Here is a 19,754-nt window from a genome sequence, read left to right as displayed (position 1 = left end):
AGGTGTGATGAGCGGTGAAAAACGGCGTTACGTGCGCGTTGAAGAGTCTCAATGGCGGCGGTTGCAAGAACAAGACAGTCGTCTACGATCGCTGCAATCCGACTTACCGGAGCGCTTGAATTTGCTGCGATCGCACTCCCAGCAAGCGTTCGAGCGGCAGTTACTCCCCCTGCAGCAACGGGCGCTCCATCAAGCGCAACTCGCCGATCGCTTGAGGACGAATTTAGCCGATCTCGAACGGGAAAACGCCCGCCGTCTGGAACGACAGCAACAGGAGTTTCGCTCGACGGTGGAACGGCTGCAAACTCAACAGGCGCAAGCTCTCCAGCGCCAAACCGATCGCCTCGACGCCACGGCGCGTCTGGGATGGGAACGGCAGCGTCAGGAATATTTGCAACTGCACCGACAGCAGCGCCAGGAATGGCTGAGGACGCTGCAACAGCGCGATCGCGCTTTCCAGGAGGCGATCGCCACGGAACGGGCTGCGAGAGAAGCCACCGAAGCCAAGTTGACGGGACAATTGGAGGCGATCGTGCGGGGGATCGAAGCGGAAAAAAGCCGCAAAATCGAACTCGCCGAGTCGTTGTGGGCCGATGTGGACGCTATCTGGCAACAAACCGATCGCCAATACCGCCACGAACAGTTCGCGCCGGGACAGTTAAGCGCTTTACGGCGCCAGTTGGAGCTGGCGCGGGACAACCTGACGGCGGGACTCGGCGAAGCGGCGATCGCCACGACTCAGAAAACTTATCTAGAATTGAATCAACTGCGGCTCGACCTGGAACGCCAAGAACAACAATGGCTGTTACTCTATCACGCGATTTCGACGGATTTAGGCGAGTTACTCGCTCAAGTCAACGCCAATCGCGAGTGCGAACTCGAAATCGGCGAGGGAACGGAGGCGGAACGCTTTAAAGTCGAGGTGGATTACTGGTCGAAAGGGGCGTTAAGCGAGTACGAAGGGGAACTCGCGACGCTCGAAACGGAGTTAGAACAAGGGGAACGGACCCTCACGACGACCCAACTCGAAGCGATCGCCGATCGCCTCGAAAACCTGCAACCTCGTTTCGATGAAGTCGTCGCGGCGGCGAAATTGGCGATTCTCAGTTCGCAAATGCGCGCCGAAATTGCCGATTGTGTGGTCGAAGTTCTCGGATCTTTGGGTTATACTCTGGTCAATCCCGAAACCGATGCGTGTTATCAGACGGGCGATCGCCGCGAAGCCTATGCGGTGAAAGTGAAAAATATCGCCGGGGATGAAGTCGTCACGGTGATTGCACCGGATCGCGACTTCGGCGCCAATTCGATCTCGATTAACAGTTTCAGTCCCACCCTGATCGACGAAACCGCCACTCGGGAAAACGCGCGGGCGATTTTCCAACTGCTGGACGAGGCGGGGGTAGAGGCGATCGGCGAGTTGGAATGCTACGATCGCCCTCGCGAAGACTATCGCCGTCTGTGGGGCGATCGCCCGTCGGGAAGCGAGAGTCGCGAGTCGGGAGGAGAGCGTCGGGGATCCCGTCGCGATCGGATTGAGGAATAAGCGCGATCGCCCGATTTTGAGCAGGGGGCGCCGATGGGTTTAACCGAACCATTCAAGACCCCCTCGACGGCGATCGCTGCTCTGAAACATCCCATCTCAAGTTTTGCCGTTGCCAGCGATCGCAGCCATAGACGCGATCGAAACAGAAAACGGATTCGAGTAATTTTCCTAACATTTCTCCGGCGATCGAATTGATAAACTAAAAGAAGCTTTCAAGCACTTTTTAGAGCATAAAATTTATCTCTAAAATTCCAAATCTCAAATTTAAAACTTAAAACTTAAAAGTTAAACTCTAAACTCTAAACTCTAAACTTCTTCAATCTGCTCGAAAGTTTCCCTTAATAGAACGTGTTTCAGGGTGAATCTGAGAGTGAATAAGGCCATGTCTGAATGTCCGGTATGTCAAACCGAGTATGTCGAAGGAGAGCAGATCGCCTGCTCGAATTGCGGGTGGGATTTAACTCCCGAACCGCCTCAACTTGCTGAAAATTTGACGGAAATCTATCTCGAAAAAGAGCGAGCTAAGTTGAAATGGGCGCGCAAAATTTGGGCAGAAACGACCGACCAAGGTAAATCGGTCAAAGAATTAGAGTGGAAATTGGCCGATATTGAAGGACAACTCTCGAAAGTTTGGGGTCGCTTCGATCTCGCGGCGAAAGAACGAGTTCACATTCAAGAACAAGTCAGTCAACTGTTTGCCTGGTTGGATGAAGTCAGCCAAGACCGCAATCATTTTAAGGAGGAGTTAGAGCGCGATCGCCTCTTTCACGAAACCCAATCCGAACATTTCGAGAATCAGATCGGCCTGATTTTCTCTAAATTAGAACAAAGTGACACCGAGCGATCGCAGGTCCAAACCCAACTCAGTCGTATTTGGTCCCATATCGAAGCCCCGAGACCATCCCCAACGACTGCTCCTTCCGACGGCGATCGCGTAGGGGCGATCGAGGAGAATCGCGCCACCAATCGTGCAGATGGCACCTCCGTCGCCAAAGAAGCCGAAATCGCCGCCTTACAAGCCCAAATTAGCCAGCTAAAAGCCAAATTAGAACAGTCCGATCGCGAACGGTTGGAATTGCAATCGCAAATTCACAGCGAACGGCGCCAAGTCAGCACCTTGCAAAGCCAACTCGAAAAAGCCCGCGAGAGTCTGGAAAAAACGAACGAAAATCTCACCCACACTCACGCCGAATCTCATACCGTCGAATTGCTGATCGATGCGTTAGGCGATCGCTCCGAAGCCATCCAAGAATTTGCCTACGCCATTCTCAAGCGGACTCGTTCCCCCCGGGCTCGCCAAGCCCTCGAACAGTACAAACCCTATCGCCTGTTTCGCTGCGTGCGCACCTTAAAACATGACGACGCCGTGCGATCGGTGGCGATCGCCCCTCAAGGCAACATTTTAGTCAGTGGGAGTAATGACAAAACCGTTAAAATTTGGGATTTAGAAAGCGGTCAGCCGATGCGAACCTTACGCGGACACCTCGGATCGGCGATCGCCGTCGCCATCTCCGCCGACGGTAAAACGATCGCCAGTGGAAGCGGCGACAACACCATCAAAATCTGGGACTTGCAAAGTGGCGAACTCCTGACCACCCTCCACGGTCATAACGGTTGGGTCAACACTGTCGCCTTCTCTCCCAAAGGACGCACCCTCGCCAGTGGCGCCGCCGACAAAACGATCAAACTCTGGAACCTCGACACCCAAGAACTCCTCGCCACCTTCTACGGACACAGTACCGCCGTGCGTTCCGTCGTCATCTCCCCCCAAGGAAACGTCCTCGCCAGTGGCAGTAACGACAACACCATCAAAATCCGCAATCTCCTCACCGGAGAACTCATCCATACCCTCACCGAACATAGCGGTTCCGTCTGTTCCGTCGCCGTCAACTACGATGGCAGCATTCTCGCCAGTGGAAGCAACGACAACACGATCAAACTCTGGAATCTCGGCACCGGAAAACTCCTGCATACCCTTTCCGAACATTCCGGTCCGGTCAGTTCCGTCACCATCAGTTCTCAACATACCCTCGCCAGTGGTTCCGACGACGGAACCATTAAAATTTGGCATCTCGAAAGCGGTCGCCTCATTCACACGATCCCCGGCGTCAAAACCCCCGGATACGGTCACGAAGGGTATGTTTTATGTACCGCCATCAATCAAGATGGCAATACGATCGTTAGTGGCTCCGATGATGGCACAATTAAGATATGGGGTGTTTCTGCGGTGGAGTAGGGCGGGTCTATTGTCGGCCTGGAAGTTGTTCCCAATTCCCTACAGCATCAATCTAAAATCTCAACTCTAAAGTCTAAAATCTAAACCCCTCATGGTATCCGATAACTTTTCCTTCTTAGAAAAGAAAATCAAGAGCCTAGAAGAACGCTTGCAACAAAGCGAACAAGAACGAGAACAACTACAATCTCAACTGCAAACTTTAGGCGATCGCGCCCGCCGCCAATCTCACCAACTCGCCCGCCTCGATCGCTATATCGAAGAATTTTTAAAATATCAACTGATTGAATGCGAAAGTACCTTAACAGGTCATACCAACTCCGTCAGTCAAGTCGCCATTGCTCCGGACGGTCAAACCTTGGCCAGCAGCAGTTACGATAAAACTGTAAAAATCTGGGGTCTACACACCCGATCCGAACGCCATACCCTAAGCGGACATTCTAAATCCGTCAGTTGTCTCGCGATCGCCCCGGACAGCCAAACGATCGCCACCGGGAGTGACGACAAAACCATCAAAATTTGGAACCTCCAAACTGGAGAACTCCTCCACACTTTAAGCGGACATTCCGATTACCTTCGCGACCTCATTTATGGAGAGATCGGCGACAATTCGATTTCCATCCCCATTTTAATCAGTGCCAGCGACGACACCACGATTAAATTTTGGAATTGGCAAACGGGGGAAATCCTTCGCACCCTCACCGGACACGATGACTACGTTCACTCGTTAGCCCTCAGTCCCGACGGTCGCATCTTAGCCAGTGGTAGTGCAGATAACACGATTAAACTTTGGGATTTACAAAAAGGCGAAGCAATTGGTACCTTTACCGGACATTCCAACTCAATTTACTCCCTCGTTTTCACCCCAGATGGCCAGATTTTAGTCAGTGCGAGTTTGGACAAAACCATTAAATTATGGCATTTAGAAACGGGGACGAATACTCAAACTTTAATCGGTCATTCGGACTTCATTAATGACATTGCTATTAGCCCGGATGGACGCACGATCGCGAGTGCCAGTTCTGACAATACGATTAAACTCTGGAACCTCAAAACAGGTCAAGAAATTTGCCATTTAACCGGACATGCCAATACCGTATATTCGGTCGTTTTCAGTCCGGATGGCTGCCGTTTAATGAGCAGCAGTGGCGATCGCACCGTTAAAATTTGGCGCTGGTTAGTCGAGGAACAATAAGAAGTCAAAACTCCTAAATATGGTGCGGGTATCCCACCCGCCCTTTAAGAAAAAGTTAATTTCAAACTCTTTTAATTAGAACAAACTTAGTTTAAAATAATCTAAAAATAAAACAAGCCAATCGATTGTGGTAGAACGAGTAACATCGGGGTTGAATTTACACGCAGGCGATCGCTTTTTCGTGCTGTACGGAACGCAAACCAGCGATAGTTTCTGCACGGAGGATCTCGTTTTACAAGATATTGAAAGCATTCTCCATCACTATTTAAAATCCCGAGGATACGATCGCATCGTCTTCTATTCCGGCGTTAAAAAACTCTATTTCCTCGATCGCCCATCGCGCGATCGCACGCGGTTGCAACCTTCAGCAGACCCCTCCACCCCCCCACCGACGGACCGACCGATGCAAGTCACCCCCGGTCCTCTCGGACGCAAACGACGCTTGTTAGGAAAGCAAACTGCATCGTCCAATCCCGCCGTATCGCCCAGTCCGGCACCCTCAACCGAAGCAAGACCGCCCCAACGCCTGCAAGATGTCCAAATTTTGCCCTATTTTGAAACGTTAATGCAGGATACTCGCCAAAAATCGGCGATCGTTTTTGCCAATGCAGAAGATTTGGCGAACTTCGACAACCGCCGCGAACTGTTCGGTCGCACTTTAGAATGGTCGCGTCTTCCCCCGAGTAATCGCAACCTGTGTATTTTTATTTTTCACCACGAAACGATCGATCGCCTGCAAGGGTTTTGTCAGCAAGTCGGCTTTACATTTTTGTCAAATTATGCAATAAATCGGCAGCAGGGCGATCGCCGCAGTTGTAATTTAGTGCGACTAGCAGCCCCTAGCGCAAAAGAGATAGAGGCGTTAAGCGATTATTTTCGGCTGAAGTTCGGCAAAGCAGTTCCGTGGGAAAATCGTGCAAAGTTAATGCAATGGATGGCGGCGGAAAATCGATCGCTCAATACCTGGTACGATCGCTTTAATGAAAGTGAGGAAATCTCGCTGAAAGCGGCGCGATCGCGGCGTTGGTTGACGGGGGACGTCAGCGAAACCCCTGCCCTGCAACGATTAGAAGGGGCGATCGGCTTGCAAAACGTCAAAGAAACGATCCGCCGTCGGGCGAGATCGCTGCAAGTGCAACAAGAACGGGCGAAGCAGGGAAAGGCGATCGATCCGCCCCGATTGCATCTGGTGTTTAAAGGCAATCCAGGAACGGGAAAAACGACGGTCGCGCGCTTAATCGGCGAAATTTACCGAGATTTGGGGTTATTACAGCGCGGTCATCTGGTAGAAGTCGGCGGACGCGATTTAGTGGCGGGTTATGTCGGACAAACCCATTTACGCACCAATGAAACGATCGATCGCGCGATCGATGGCGTCTTGTTTGTGGATGAGGCGTATGGGTTGACCGAAGGCGGGGACGGGGATTTCGGACGGGAGGCGATCGAAACGTTACTCAAACGTCTGGAGGACGATCGCGATCGGTTCGCGGCGATCGTGGCGGGATATCCGGCGAAAATGGACGCCTTTCTCGATGCGAATCCCGGTTTGCGCCGTCGGTTCCCGACAGAAATTATTTTTGCAGATTACACGCCTGATGAGTTGTTGGGAATTCTACAGCAGTGCGTCGCCGCCGTCGCCGCCGACTTGTCCCCGGATCTAGAGGGGACTTTGTTGGATGTATTCGCGCAATTGTACGCCGAACGGGACGAAAACTTTGGGAATGCGGGATTGGTGGAAAATCTGTTTCAGGAACTCGACGAACGGCGATCGCTCCGAGTCATCGAAACGGGCAGCGATCCGGTGCGATCGCCGTTTGAGCTTGCAGATTTACCGCAAAAGTATCGGGAGTTGGCCGATCGCGGCAAGGGCGATCGCGAGACCTTGGACACATTGTTAGCGCAACTCGATCGCCTGGCGGGACTGCGATCGGTGAAAGCGGCGATCGGAGAATTAGTCGAAACCCAACTCGCCAACCGCCGCCTGCGAGAAGCGGGGTTGGATCCCGACGGCGAATCTCACACCTATCACATGGTTTTCACTGGCAATCCGGGAACGGGAAAAACGACCGTGGCGCGGTTGGTCGGCAAAATTTTTAAAGCCCTGGGATTATTGAAAAAAGGGGACTTTCACGAAGTCGGACGCCCGGATTTAGTCGCGGGATACGTGGGACAAACGGCGGCGAAAACCGTAGGGGCGATCGATCGCGCGATCGATGGGGTATTATTTATCGATGAAGCCTACGCCCTGTCCCGAGGTCACGCTACGGATTTCGGACGGGAGGCGATCGATACTTTAGTCCCGTATTTGGAAAATTACCGCGATCGCCTCGTGGTCATTTTCGCCGGATATTCCCGAGAAATGGCCGAATTTTTAGCTGCGAATTCCGGGTTAACCTCTCGCATCGCCTATCAGATCGAATTCCCCGATTACGATCCCGACGAATTGCATCAAATATTCCTGAGTTTATGCGAACAGTCCCGGCGAATTTGTCCGCCAGAAGTCTCGGAAAAAGTTAGAGACTGGTGTCAAGATTTGTACGCCAATCGCCCGTCTAATTTCGGCAACGGTCGCGAGATTCGCAATTTTTACGAGGGGATGGTGAAGCGTCAAAAAAGCCGAATCGTCAGGGAAAATTTAAGTGGGGAAGCGATGTTAAGGTTCGCGATCGCCGATCTTCCGAAATAGAGGGAAAACTTCGGATTGGGGAACGGGTCAGTGTGGCTTTGTTTCCCCAATGTTAGCGATCGCGGCGAAAAGCGCCAGTTCCACTCGCCGCTACGGTAAATGTAGGCCCTGGGGACTTGACTCTTGTCCGAAAACGGTTAAAAAGTGATAAGTTGCGAGATAATCTCTCAGGGGGAAGCAATGGCGATGAAGATGTTTGCCCGTGACGACCGACCAACACAGGAGTACACCGCTTTGACCGTAGCGCATTGTCCCGTTTGTCAGACCCAATATGCGGAAGGACAAGTCAAAACTTGTTCGACTTGCGGCTGGGACTTGACGCCGTATCCCCTGAGTTTGGGGCGCATTCCCGAGGGATTTCTCAGGAAGGAACGGGCGCAATTGATGTGGGCCCGCCAGCAGTGGGAGCAAACCCAGAAGCGTTTGAAGGGGGCGACGGAGGAAGAGGCGGCGCCCCAGCAGATGGAGCGATCGCAACTCAAAACCCAACTCGAACTCGCCGAACAGGAGCGATCGGAGTTAGAATCCCTCTTTAAGCAAACGGAAGAGGCATACTGGCAGCTTCACCAGCAGTACGAAACGTTAGAAAAAGAACATAAAACCGCCCTCAAAGAGCGATCGCAACTCCAATCCTTTTTAAAAGAAGCAGAACAAGCTTACGAAGATCTCCAGCAGCAACTCGAACAAACTCAACAGCAACTCGAAGATATCGACCGGGAAAATCAAACTTTTAAATCGCAAATTCACGAAGCGGCAACGGCTTACTGGCGCTTGCAAGATAAATTAGAATTGACCGAAAAAGCGCTATCTGCCCGGGAAAAAGCGCTCAAAGAAGTCGAACCGAAATTACAAGAAGCCGAAGCCAAAAATGCCTTGCGCGAAGCCTCGCTCAAACAAGTGCAAGGACAACTACAACATACGAAAAAACAACTGATTGCTTCTCAACAGAAGCGATCGCAACTGCACGCCGAATTAGAGAAAACAAAATCGGAATTCGCGGCGTGCAGCCAAGAACTCGGCGACCTCCAACCGCAGTTACAACAAGCGGCAACCGCTTACTGGCAATTACAAACCGAACTCGCCGAAGCCCGGGGTCAACTCGAAACGGCACAAGTCGAAACCAGTCAGCCGAATCAGTTCGAGCAAATGTTGGCTGAAATGAGCGATCGCGCCCAAGAAGAACTCGATCGCGCCAACGCAGAAATTAATCAATTGCGCTTGCAAATTAGCGATCTTGAAAGCCAACTGAATAATAGCCAACAACAAACCCAAAGCCAAGAATCTCGACTCTCTTGGGTCAACGAAGAACGCAGCCAATTGCAAAGCCAACTCGATCGCGCCGACCGCGAACGCCTCGACCTGCAACATCAACTTTCTCAAACCCAATGGCAGCTTGAAGTTGCCAATCAAGAAAACTCCCGCTTGCTCGATTCGGCGTTTACGACTTCGCGAAACAGTCGCTGGGGGAATGCGTTTAAAACCTCGGTGGTTTTTCTCTTATTAATCGCGTCGATCAGTCCGTTTTTCATTATCTTACTCAATCCCAAACTTTCCCAACCTTTGTTTAATATGGCTTTGCGGAAAGGCTATGTCAAAAATGCCACGAGTCGGGATTTGTCGAAAGTAAATTTTGCGGGATTAAATCTGGATCGCGTCAACTTTAGCGACGCCAAACTGAATAACGCCGATCTCGAAGAGAGCAGCTTGATCGAGGCCAATTTTCAAGGGTCAAACCTCAACGGAAGTAACTTACAAAATGCCAATTTAAGCGGTGCCATACTGATGAATGCGAGCTTGGATTGGGCGAATTTAAAGAATGCTAACTTGCAATTTGCCAACTTAGGGAGTGCGAATTTAGTCCGCGCCAATTTGAGCAATGCGAACCTGTCGGGAGCGAATTTATTAGATGCGGATATCGATATTAATACGACGAAAATCGATCCGGAAGATTTGCTGAATTGGAAAATTGTTAATTTGCCGCGTCGTAACCGCCAGTTAGCCGGATTGAATTTGACGGATTTTAATTTAAGTTCGGCGAGTTTGGTCGAGGCAAATTTGCAAAATACGACGATGAGAAATGTCAATTTAACTGATGCGGATTTGCGCGGTGCAAAGTTAACGGGAGCGGATTTAACGGGGGCGGATTTGAGCGGTGCTAAACTCGCTGGCGCCGACTTTACAAATAGCGTTCTGATGCGGGTGAAGACGAACAATTTGACGATTTGCCCGAACGGGAGAACGGGACCGTGCAGTTTTTAAGTTGGGGAATCGAGTAGAATCAGTTAGGGGATCGAATAGGATGGAGAATTAGCGTCCGACGATTCCCGGGGCTAACGGTTTGAGGCGAAAGATGTAGAAGGGCGATCGCGATCGATCGTCCCCTGCATTGAACGCCGGGGCGTGTTGGAGTTGGTTGGCGATCGCGTAGAGATAGCCGTCGGGGCCGAAACTGAAGGCATCGGGCCAGGAGAGGCGATCGGAGGTGATGAGGAGTTGATAGCGACGATCGCCCGTAATGACACCGATCGCCTTAGCCGCCAAATCGGTAATGTAGATGTTGCCCTCGCGATCGATCGAGATCCCATCGCAAATCGGTTTGTCGCTGTAGCGTTCGACGCGGGCGGACAATTCGGCATCGGCGAGGGTGCGATCGCGCAAATCCGAAGTTCGCACTCGATATAAACTAGTGCCGTGCATCGGGCCGAAATACAGCCACTCGTCCGCCCCATCGAGGGCGATCGGATTGACGCCGACCCGAGGACTGACGACGGTTCCATCCGGGCGCGTTTGGGTCAGGGGAACGCCATCGATCGCCAATTGGACATCTTCCGCCACTACCGAGCGATCGCCCTGGAGGACGCGCCGAGAAACCCCAGTACTCAGATCTACCACAATTAACGCGGCGCGATCGCCGGGTGCCGGATCGGCAATGTAAATATAATTGTGAGTTAAGTCTACCGCCAAATCGTTGACAAACGAGCCGTCAACCGTGACCGGAGGGGGCAGGTAAATGACGCGGTCGAGGCGATCGCCGCGCGTATCCCAAGCCACCAACTTCGGCGTTAGCTGCCCTCTCATGCCATTGTCGAGCATCCAGACCCGACCTTGGGGATCCGCTTGAATGCCTAAAACCGTATCGAGCATCGCGCTTTCGCCGGAAGTGCGATCGTTCCAGGCGCGATCGGGAAACGGCAGCAGCTCCCCGGATTCTCGCACTTCTACCACCGCTTGTGCGGGGTCGAACAGTTGGTGCAAACTAGTGACGATCGCCCCATCCGGCGTCACCGTAATATTTCCCGGCGCGATCTCCATTTCGGCGACCACTTCTAAGGGCGATCTCACTTGAGCGAGAACGGGTTGGCTGGCGAAACAAATGATACTGATGCTGGCGAAGAGGTGACGCATGGGATTTTAGATTTGAGAGTTTAGATTTGAGAGTTTCGAGAATCTGTGCGGGGGGCTTGATGCACTGTAGGATTGGAAAAGAGCGAGCATCGAACGGGCTACTATTATCAATTGATGAGTGAAGGGAAAATAACCATGGACGAACAGAGCTTAAAAGAGCGGATCGAGGCGATCGAGAGCAAGCGGGAATCGCTGTTGCGGTTGTTGGAAAAACCGGATTTGGGAACCTTGCGGATCGATGTCAATCAGGCGATCGAAGAAATGGACGATCTGATCGAAGAATTCAAACGCACCTTTCCCGATTCTGCCACCCAGAATTGATCCCACACTGGCTTGGATACTAACCCGGTTCCTGCATGACAGAGAAACCGGGTTGGGCGATGGGGATGGAAATCTTGCCTACTGTAACGCCATCTCCATCAGAATTCTCTGAGAACTTTGCTCGTCAGTGCCATTGGGCGATCGCCGTTGCACGTAAGACCCATCCGGCTGTAAATCCCAGGCTTGGCGGTTATCCGCGAGCAAGATCCCGAGAATTTCTTGTAAATCCTTAGCCAAATCCGGGTCTTCCACCGGAGTAATCGCTTCCACGCGGCGGTTGAGATTGCGAGGCATCCAATCCGCACTGCCGATAAACACCTCTTCCTCGCCGCAATTGTGGAAATAGAAAATGCGCGAATGTTCCAAAAAACGCCCGACAATACTGACAATGCGGATATTGTCGCTGATACCGGGAACTCCCGGTCGCAAACAGCAAATGCCGCGCACCACTAAATCGATTTGCACCCCCGCTTGAGACGCTTCGTAAAGCAAAGCGATAATCTTCGGATCGACCAAAGAATTCATTTTGGCGACGATGCGACCGCCATAGCCATTGCGGGAATGTTCGATTTCCCGTTGAATCAGCGAACTCATGCGATCGCGCATATTCACCGGAGCCACCAACAACTTACGATAAGAACGCTGGCGAGAATATCCCGTCAAGAAATTGAACAAATCGGTCAGATCCGCGCCCAAATCTTCACGACAGGTCAACAAACCCAAATCCGTGTACAACTTCGCCGTTTTCGGGTTGTAATTGCCCGTCCCGATATGGACGTAACGGCGGATCCCTTCATCTTCCCGGCGCACCACCATCGCGATTTTGGTATGAGTTTTGAGTCCGACCAACCCGTAAACCACGTGAACGCCGACTTTTTCTAACTTACGGGCCCAGAGGATATTATTTTCCTCGTCGAAACGGGCTTTGAGTTCGACCAACACCGCCACTTGCTTGCCATTTTCGGCGGCGGCAATCAAAGCATTGACGATCGGCGAATCTCCCGAAGTGCGATAAAGAGTCATTTTAATCGCCAAAACCGCCGGATCGTAAGCCGCTTGGGTGATAAAACGCTGCACCGTGGCGGCGAACGACTGATAGGGATGGTGGAGGAGTAAATCCCGTTGGCGGATCAACCCAAAAATATCTTCCGCTTCTTCGCCGTCGCGTTGGGACGGGTCGATTTCGACCTCTCCCAGGCGGCGGAAACGCGGGGGGATCACCGCAGACCAGGGGGGATCTTTGAGGTCGGGAAGGGGTAAATCCATAAACCCCATCAAGTCTCGCAAGTTGAGGAGTCCTTCGACTTCGTAAATATCCTTATTGTCGAGGGACATTTCCCGGGCGACCATTTCGCGCACGGGTTCGGGCATATCGGACTGGATTTCCATGCGCACGACCGAACCGCCAAAACGGCGTTTGCGCAGTTCTTGTTCGATCGCCAGTAAGAGATCGTCCGCTTCATCTTCTTCGACCTCTAGGGAAGCGTTGCGGGTAATGCGGAAGGGATGGTATTCGAGAATATTCATGCCCGGAAACAGGGCTTCGAGGTTGTGGGCGATCACTTGTTCCAAAGCGACCCAGTGCCACTGTTTTTGTTTGTTCGAGGAATTGCCCGTGGCGTTGCGATCGCGAGGCGACTCCGTTCGCGAAGCGACTCCAAAAGAGTCAGGAGGATCGCATTGTTGTTCGGGAATGGCGACGAAACGGGGCAGCACTTTCGGGACCTTGACCCGGGCGAACAGTTCTTCGTCGGTTTCCGGGTCTTTGATGACCACGGCTAAATTGAGGCTGAGATTGGAGATATAGGGGAAAGGATGGCCCGGATCGACGGCGAGGGGGGTGAGGACCGGGAAGATTTGCTCTTCAAAATAATGTTGCAGGTAGGTGCGCTGTTCTTGGTTGAGATCCATGTAGTCGAGGATGTGGATGCCGTGTTCCACGAGTAACGGGCGGATCTCTTGCTCGAAATGTCGGTGTTGTTCGGCGACCATCGGATGGAGGAGATCGCTGATATCGTCGAGTTGTTGTTGGGGAGTGCGTCCGTCCGGGGTCAGGGAAGAGACTTTGGCTTCGACTTGCTGTTTGAGTCCGGCGACGCGGACCATGAAGAATTCGTCGAGGTTGGAGCTAAAAATTGCTAAGAATTTGAGCCGTTCGAGTAAAGGCGTGCGCGAATCGAGGGCTTCGTGGAGGACGCGGTAGTTAAATTCAACCCAACTCAGTTCCCGGTTGAAGTAATATTGCGGATCTCGCAAATTCAACTCGTCGCCCGTCGTTGCTTCTTTATTCTTTTTGGTTTTGGTCATGGTTCTATCGCAGGAAAGTAGAAGGGAGAAGTTCGGCGTTGAGGCGATGGGGTGGGGAATGCGATCGCCCCGACGTAGGCTTAGGAATTAAAGAGGATTAGGGGCCAAAGGCTTCGTCTTCGATTCCGACCCACCATTCGCCCAGGTTCATCAAGTCCTGGTGAATGTCCGCGAGGGCTTGGGAATATTGTTCCGGGGAGAGACGATCTCGATTTTCCTTAAGTTTTTGCAAGCGTAGTTGCACTAACAGCCAGGGTTTGCTGGCGCTGTTAGTGGATTCGAGATACTGGGCGATCGCTCGACTATCCATGTCCTGAAAGCATAAAAGGATCTGGGATTATCTTACGAGCTTCTTTCCTCCAATAGAGCCTCTTTAACCCGTTCCCATTCGGCGCGCAAGCGAGGCTCGAACTCCGAAACGGTCTCGGGGAGGGCAACCCCCGCCTCGACACAATGGCGGGCGATGCTTTCTAAATCTTTACCGATCTGAGCTAAGGTTTGAGCGCCGAAGGTGGCACTGGTAGACTTAATCGTATGAGCGGCTAACTGTAGTCGGGGGATATCGGCAGAGGCGATCGCCGTCCCCACATCCGTCAACCGTTGGGGCAGATCTTTGAGATAACTGTCGATCGCATCGATCAGCCCTTCGGGGTCGTCTTCTCCGACCAGTTCTTTCAAATTACTCAATCCTTTAGGATCGAGAGCGGGTTCGAGGGTTGGAGTGTCATTCGTTTCCATCGTTTGGGGGGGTTCCGTCGTCGTTGCTAGCACAGTTTGCGGCGTGGTTTGCGCGCCGTTTTGCGCGATCGCCATCTCGCATCGACCCAGCACCGCACTCAACGCCTCGATCCGGATCGGCTTGCTCAAATAATCGTCCATCCCCGCATTCAAACACAACTCGCGATCGCCTTGCATCGCATTCGCCGTCATCGCCACGATCCACGGTCGTCCCACCGGAGAAACATCCTTGCGTTGGCCCCACTGCTCGCAAATGCGCCGGGTCGCTTCCAGACCGTCCATTTCCGGCATCTGCACGTCCATCAGCACCACGTCGTAACTCTGACGCTCCAAGGCTTGCAGCACTTCCACCCCATTCGCCGCCACGTCGGCGCGATACCCGAGGCGCTGCAAAATCCGCAAGGCCACTTTCTGATTGACGACATTATCTTCCGCCAAGAGAATGCGTAAATTGTTCTCGATGGGGGTGGATGCGGTGGGAGGAGGGGAACTGCGAGGCTTGGCGGGAATCGAAATCCTCGAAAAAATCCGTACTAAAACCTCGTAGAGCTGGGATTGTTTGATCGGCTTGTTGAGAAATGCCGCAAAACCGAGTTCGGAGGTTTTAAAATCTTTCGCTTGTTTGCCGATCGAAGTGAGCATGACCAAGGGCAGTTGCCGTCCTTTCTCGTGAGTGCGGATGGCACTGGCGAGGGCGAGTCCGTCCATTTCCGGCATTTGCATGTCGAGAATCGCCAGATCGAAATCGTTGTTGTCCGCGTTAGAAAACAACGCCAGCGCCTCGAAGCCGGAGGACACCGCCTGGGTTACCATCCCCCAAGAACGGCCTTGTAAGGTTAAAATCTTGCGATTGGTGGCATTGTCGTCCACGATTAACAAGCGTTTGCCTTCCAATTTCGGGGCTTTTCCAACGTCGATCGCCGGATCGACGTCGGTCGCTTCGGGAACGGCGATCGTAAACGAGAACGTCGAGCCGACCCCTTCTTCACTTTCGACCCACATCCTGCCGCCCATCATCTCGCACAAGCGCTTGCTAATCGCCAAACCCAATCCGGTGCCGCCATATTTACGGTCGATCGACGAATCCACCTGGGAGAAGGACTGGAACAGGCGATCGAGACGGTTTGTGGGAATGCCGATCCCGGTATCGCGCACGGAAAATTCGAGTTCGTAAATCGGGCTGACTTCTTCAGACAACCCGCGATCGCACGCCCCCACGCCAACCGAGACGACCACTTCGCCGCGATCGGTAAATTTAATCGCATTACCGAGTAAGTTGACCAGAATTTGGCGCAGGCGGGTCACGTCGCCGAGGATGCCGACGGGAACCTCGGGATCGACGTGGTAAGCGAGCTCCAACCCTTTTTCTATCCCTTGAGATGCCAGTAAATCGAGACATTCCTCGATGCAAATTCGCACATTAAACGGATGTCGTTCCAGTTTGAGTTTGCCCGATTCGATTTTAGAAAAGTCGAGGATGTCGTTGACGATCGTCAGCAGCGCATCCCCACTGGTGCGGATGGTTTCGACGAAATCGCGCTGGTCGTGGGTCAAGTCCATATCCAATAACAAGCCCGTCATCCCGATTACCGCATTCATCGGCGTGCGGATTTCGTGGCTCATATTGGCGAGAAATTCGCTCTTGGCGCGATTGGCGGCTTCGGCGGCGCGTCGGGCTTCTTCTAAGGCAATATTTTGGGCGGCGACTTGCTCGCGGGCGCGGGTTTCTTGTTCGAGCAGGTCGGCTTGAGCTAAGGCGATCCCGATTTGTTCGGCGACGGCTTCGAGGAGGTCGATTTCTTCCCCGGTCCAGCGTCGGAAGCGATCGCACTGGTGCAAGCCGATCAGACCGTTGGGTTCGTTTTTATAGGAGGTTCGCACCGAGAGCATCGATTTGACCTGCAGTTGCTCTAATAACGGCTCAAATCCTTTAAATAGGGGTTCGCTGTAAACGTCGGTGGCGGCGATCGCGCGATCGCCGCCCAACACTTTTTGAGCGTGAGCGTTGTCGGTGACCGGAACTTCGGTGCCGAGTAACGAGCTGTATTCCGGTTCCAAATATTGCGCCACTAAGGGCATCGTCGGTTGCGGTTGCTCGACATAGGTATGAAGGAGACAACGATTGACGCCGAAGGTTCGACCGATTTGGGTGACCGCAATTTGAAAGATCTGCTCGGCGTCGAGACTTTGGCGAATTTCTCGGGTAATTTGACCGAGTAAGACGCTGCGTTTCAACTGGCGCTGGAGGGCGCTTTCGGCGCTGTTGCGTTCGATTTCGCTGCCTACCCACTGGGCCATCAAGCGCAGCAATTCGCGATCGACCGCTCGGAATTTCTGGGTTCGGGGATGACGGCTGACGAAGCTCAAGGTACCGTATACTCTGCCGCCGACGAGGATTCGCATTCCCGCGTAAGCTTGCCAACCGCGCAGGCGACAGGCGGGGTGTTCCCCCCATTCGCAATCGGCGGCGGATTCGATAATGTTCGGTTCGGCAGCATAAATAGTGCTGCTGCAATAGGTCAGCTCTAAGTTGAAGGCGTCCCCTTTGACCGGGCGGATCGGGCTTTCTGGGGTGACCCAGGCGGCGATGACTTCGTAATAGACGTTGGTAAGGCGTTCGCCCGAGGCGATCCGGCTCCCTTCTCCTTGATTCCCGAATTCCCCGGCGTCTACACAGCCCACTAAGCCGATTTCCGCGTCAAACCGACGGCACCCCATTTCTAGCAGTTGGGTCAGTCGCGCGTCAAAATCGAGATCGGCAGAAGCGGTCACGGTGTAGAGGGCGCGAATGGCGGCTTCGCTTTCTTGCAGGGACTCGATCAGGTGCAGTTTTTCCGCTTCGGCTTGTTTGCGTTCGGTGATGTCGTTGAGGGTGCCACTGGTGCCGTTCATTTGCCCGTTCTCGTCGCGCATCGCCTGGGCGAATACCTGGAACCAGCGCACGTTACCGTCTTTGGTCAGGTAGCGCAATTCGGCTTGACAGGTGTCTTTTTCGCCGAGGTTGAGGGCTTCTAAATGGGCGATCGCGATCGGGCGATCGTCGGGATGCAAGTAATCGACGCAGGATATACCCAGACTTTCCTCAACACTGAAGCCGAGACTGGCGGACCAAGCGGGATTGAGAAAGGTCCAACATCCGCCCGCGTCGGTTTGAAAGATTGTTTCTTCGATGGTGTTGACGACGGAGCGATATTTTTCTTCGCTTTGAGCGAGTGCTTGTTCCATCGATTTGCGATCGCTGATGTCGGTAATCGTACCGACATAGCCTTCGATCTCGCCGTTGGCGTCGATTTCGGCGATCGCCTGTCCGATGACCCAACTGATGCTCCCATCGGCGCGTAAAAACCGATATTCGCTCTTGAACGGCTCGTTTTTGGCGACGGACTCGAACCAGTCTCGGAAAACGCGATCGCGATCGTCCGGATGCAAGGATTTTGCCCATCCTTCCCTTAGTGCGTCTTCTAAACTCAATCCGGTAATGTCTTGCCAGCGTTGGTTGACATAAAGACAGTTACCCTCGGCGTCGGTGCGGAAGATACACACGGGCGAGGCTTCGCTGAGGTTTTGATAGCGCCGTTCGCTTTCCCGTAGGGCTTGTTGGGCGTGGCGGCGTTCGGTAATATCTTCGACGGTGGCGATCGCCAGATGCGGCTGTCCTTGGGCGTCGCGCACGATCGAAACGGTCAGGTTGCACCAAATTATCTCGCCGTCTTTACAGATATAGCGTTTTTCCAGTTGGTAGCGATCGCGGGTTCCGGCGCCGATCTCGGCAAATAACGGTTTTTCGAGTTCGAGATCTTCGGGATGGGTAAACTCTTCATAGCCCATGTTGGCGAGTTCGGTTTCGCTGTAGCCGAGCATTTCTTGAAACGCCGGATTCGATTGCAAAATCCGCCCGTCTTCCAAGTTACCCAAGACGATGCCGATTCCGGTTCCTTCGACGATCGCCCGCAAGTGGGCTTCGCGTTCTTCCAAAGACATGATTAACTGGTTTTTTTCTGCTTCCATTCGTTTGCGTTGGGTGATATCTTGGGTCAGCACCATTCCCGCGAAGATACTGCCGTGTTCGTCGCGCACGGGTAAGGTTCGGGTCAGGTAAATGCGATCGGTATATTCGATTTCGTTGGTAATTGTTTCTCCGCCAAGGGCTTTGCAGTAATCATCGACCACCGCCTCGCAGGTTTCCCGGGGGAAGACTTCCCAAATCGTTTTGCCCTCCATTTGCTCTTTCGACAGACCCACGGTTTCTAAACCTTGTCCGTCCACGAGCAGGTAGCGCAAATCGCGATCGAACAAGACTACGGCCCCTTCGGGAAAATTGCGGGTAAAGGTACGATACAGTTGTTCGCTTTCGCGCAAGGCGGTTTCGACGTGCTGGCGATCGCCAATTTCTCGCTTGAGTTCGGCGTTGGCGATTTCGAGTTGGGCGGTGCGTTCGCGGACCCGATTTTCTAACTCGGTGGTGAGTTTTTCGATTTCGGCTTCGGCTTTTTTACGTTCGGTAATTTCTTCGACCGTACCGATAACGCACTCCGGAATCCCTTCGTGATTTTTGATGTTGGAAACAATCAGACGAACGGGAATAATTTCTCCGGTTTTACGAACGTAGCGTTTCTCGATCTGATAGCTTTTGCGCGCTCCTTGCAACAGTTGACCGACGAGTTCTCGTTCTCGTTCTATATCTTCTTCGTAAGTGAATTTTGCAAACGAAATTCCTTCTAATTCGCTTTCGCTAAACCCAAGCATTTGTTGTAAGGCGGGGTTCGTTTTGCTGAGAATTCCTTCGACACTGGCGATCGCTATCCCCAAGGCGGCTTCTTCAAAGAGGGTCCGAAATAATGATTCGCTCTGTCTCAATTCTTGTTCGATCCGTTGGCGCTCTCGGATCTCTTTTTCTAATTCCCGATTGCTCGCTTCGAGTTCGCCGGGACTCGGAAAGTCGAGGGCTTTCGCTTTGAAAAAGGCGATCGTTCCTACGGTGGCGACGGCGATCGTGGCGGCTCCTCCTTTAATTAACCCGGAAATCCAATCGATCGAATACCATAAATTCCATGCCTCGATAAAGTGGACGATCGCTTGAGAAATGATAAAGGTTCCCAAACATAAAACCATCCGCTTGTAAGGTAAGTCTTGCCGTCGGCGCACGAAGTCAATTAACAGGACGGCGATCGCCAAATAAGCTAACCCCACGACGATTTCCGACCCTTCGTGTAACCCAATAGAAGCCCATTGTCCGGTGTCGCTTCCTATCTGGGCGATCGCGAAGCGGCTCCCTTTGAGCATCGCCGTCAGTAACGCGGGCCAATGTCCTAGAATCATTGCAAGG

General features: G+C 52.7%; 11 protein-coding genes. 6 read left to right on the top strand and 5 right to left on the bottom strand.

Annotated elements, in window-relative coordinates:
* Nucleotides 1–7 precede the first annotated feature (7 nt).
* Nucleotides 8–1,543 (top strand): coiled-coil domain-containing protein, encoded by a 1,536-nt coding sequence (locus tag HCG48_RS23245; RefSeq protein ID WP_210437117.1) that lies wholly within the window; start codon nucleotides 8–10, stop codon nucleotides 1,541–1,543.
* Between the two features lie 52 nt (nucleotides 1,544–1,595).
* Here the strand turns inward: HCG48_RS23245 and HCG48_RS26620 are convergent, their stop codons facing one another.
* Nucleotides 1,596–1,718 carry a hypothetical protein gene (locus tag HCG48_RS26620; RefSeq protein WP_281362045.1) on the bottom strand — a complete coding sequence of 41 codons (123 nt, stop codon included), beginning with the start codon at nucleotides 1,716–1,718 and terminating at the stop codon, nucleotides 1,596–1,598.
* Between the two features lie 195 nt (nucleotides 1,719–1,913).
* On the opposite strand from HCG48_RS26620, the gene HCG48_RS23240 reads away from it, so the two are divergent.
* From HCG48_RS23240 to HCG48_RS23225, 4 genes are all read left to right on the top strand, one after another.
* Complete coding sequence (locus HCG48_RS23240) at nucleotides 1,914–3,779, top strand: WD40 repeat domain-containing protein (protein ID WP_168571300.1); 1,866 nt, start codon at nucleotides 1,914–1,916, stop codon at nucleotides 3,777–3,779.
* 91 nt (nucleotides 3,780–3,870) lie between these two features.
* Complete coding sequence (locus HCG48_RS23235; RefSeq protein ID WP_168571299.1) at nucleotides 3,871–4,971, top strand: WD40 domain-containing protein; 1,101 nt, start codon at nucleotides 3,871–3,873, stop codon at nucleotides 4,969–4,971.
* A 127-nt stretch (nucleotides 4,972–5,098) separates the two neighbouring features.
* Complete coding sequence (locus HCG48_RS23230; RefSeq protein WP_168571298.1) at nucleotides 5,099–7,657, top strand: AAA family ATPase; 2,559 nt, start codon at nucleotides 5,099–5,101, stop codon at nucleotides 7,655–7,657.
* Between the two features lie 180 nt (nucleotides 7,658–7,837).
* Complete coding sequence (locus HCG48_RS23225; protein WP_168571297.1) at nucleotides 7,838–9,916, top strand: pentapeptide repeat-containing protein; 2,079 nt, start codon at nucleotides 7,838–7,840, stop codon at nucleotides 9,914–9,916.
* A gap of 48 nt (nucleotides 9,917–9,964) precedes the next feature.
* Here HCG48_RS23225 and HCG48_RS23220 read toward each other — a convergent pair whose 3' ends face one another.
* Nucleotides 9,965–11,062, bottom strand: a complete 1,098-nt coding sequence (locus tag HCG48_RS23220; protein WP_168571296.1) for an L-dopachrome tautomerase-related protein — start codon at nucleotides 11,060–11,062, stop codon at nucleotides 9,965–9,967.
* Between the two features lie 135 nt (nucleotides 11,063–11,197).
* Between HCG48_RS23220 and HCG48_RS23215 the strand changes: the two genes are divergently transcribed.
* The gene (locus HCG48_RS23215) at nucleotides 11,198–11,383 is read left to right on the top strand and encodes a hypothetical protein (protein ID WP_168571295.1); all 186 of its coding nucleotides are present in this window, start codon (nucleotides 11,198–11,200) and stop codon (nucleotides 11,381–11,383) included.
* 78 nt (nucleotides 11,384–11,461) lie between these two features.
* Here the strand turns inward: HCG48_RS23215 and ppk1 are convergent, their stop codons facing one another.
* The 3 genes from ppk1 to HCG48_RS23200 all read right to left on the bottom strand — a co-directional run bounded on the left by ppk1 (nucleotide 11,462) and on the right by HCG48_RS23200 (nucleotide 19,747).
* Nucleotides 11,462–13,690 (bottom strand): polyphosphate kinase 1, encoded by a 2,229-nt coding sequence (gene ppk1 / locus HCG48_RS23210; protein WP_168571294.1) that lies wholly within the window; start codon nucleotides 13,688–13,690, stop codon nucleotides 11,462–11,464.
* A gap of 97 nt (nucleotides 13,691–13,787) precedes the next feature.
* On the bottom strand, nucleotides 13,788–14,000 hold the full coding sequence (locus tag HCG48_RS23205; RefSeq protein WP_168571293.1) for a hypothetical protein: 213 nt from the start codon (nucleotides 13,998–14,000) through the stop codon (nucleotides 13,788–13,790).
* Between the two features lie 32 nt (nucleotides 14,001–14,032).
* Nucleotides 14,033–19,747 carry a PAS domain S-box protein gene (locus HCG48_RS23200; RefSeq protein WP_168571292.1) on the bottom strand — a complete coding sequence of 1,905 codons (5,715 nt, stop codon included), beginning with the start codon at nucleotides 19,745–19,747 and terminating at the stop codon, nucleotides 14,033–14,035.
* Nucleotides 19,748–19,754 lie beyond the last annotated feature (7 nt).

This window comes from Oxynema aestuarii AP17 (genome assembly GCF_012295525.1).
GTDB classification, from domain to species: domain Bacteria; phylum Cyanobacteriota; class Cyanobacteriia; order Cyanobacteriales; family Laspinemataceae; genus Oxynema; species Oxynema aestuarii.
This window is presented reverse-complemented; position numbering and strand designations above follow the sequence as displayed.

Coding starts and splice junctions, on each gene's coding strand:
- HCG48_RS23200 (WP_168571292.1), bottom strand. CDS start 19,747: ATGATTCTAGGACATTGGCCCGCGTTACTGACGGCGATGCTCAAAGGG.
- HCG48_RS23205 (WP_168571293.1), bottom strand. CDS start 14,000: ATGGATAGTCGAGCGATCGCCCAGTATCTCGAATCCACTAACAGCGCC.
- HCG48_RS23220 (WP_168571296.1), bottom strand. CDS start 11,062: ATGCGTCACCTCTTCGCCAGCATCAGTATCATTTGTTTCGCCAGCCAA.
- HCG48_RS23215 (WP_168571295.1), top strand. CDS start 11,198: ATGGACGAACAGAGCTTAAAAGAGCGGATCGAGGCGATCGAGAGCAAG.
- HCG48_RS23245 (WP_210437117.1), top strand. CDS start 8: ATGAGCGGTGAAAAACGGCGTTACGTGCGCGTTGAAGAGTCTCAATGG.
- ppk1 (WP_168571294.1), bottom strand. CDS start 13,690: ATGACCAAAACCAAAAAGAATAAAGAAGCAACGACGGGCGACGAGTTG.
- HCG48_RS26620 (WP_281362045.1), bottom strand. CDS start 1,718: ATGTTAGGAAAATTACTCGAATCCGTTTTCTGTTTCGATCGCGTCTAT.
- HCG48_RS23235 (WP_168571299.1), top strand. CDS start 3,871: ATGGTATCCGATAACTTTTCCTTCTTAGAAAAGAAAATCAAGAGCCTA.
- HCG48_RS23225 (WP_168571297.1), top strand. CDS start 7,838: ATGGCGATGAAGATGTTTGCCCGTGACGACCGACCAACACAGGAGTAC.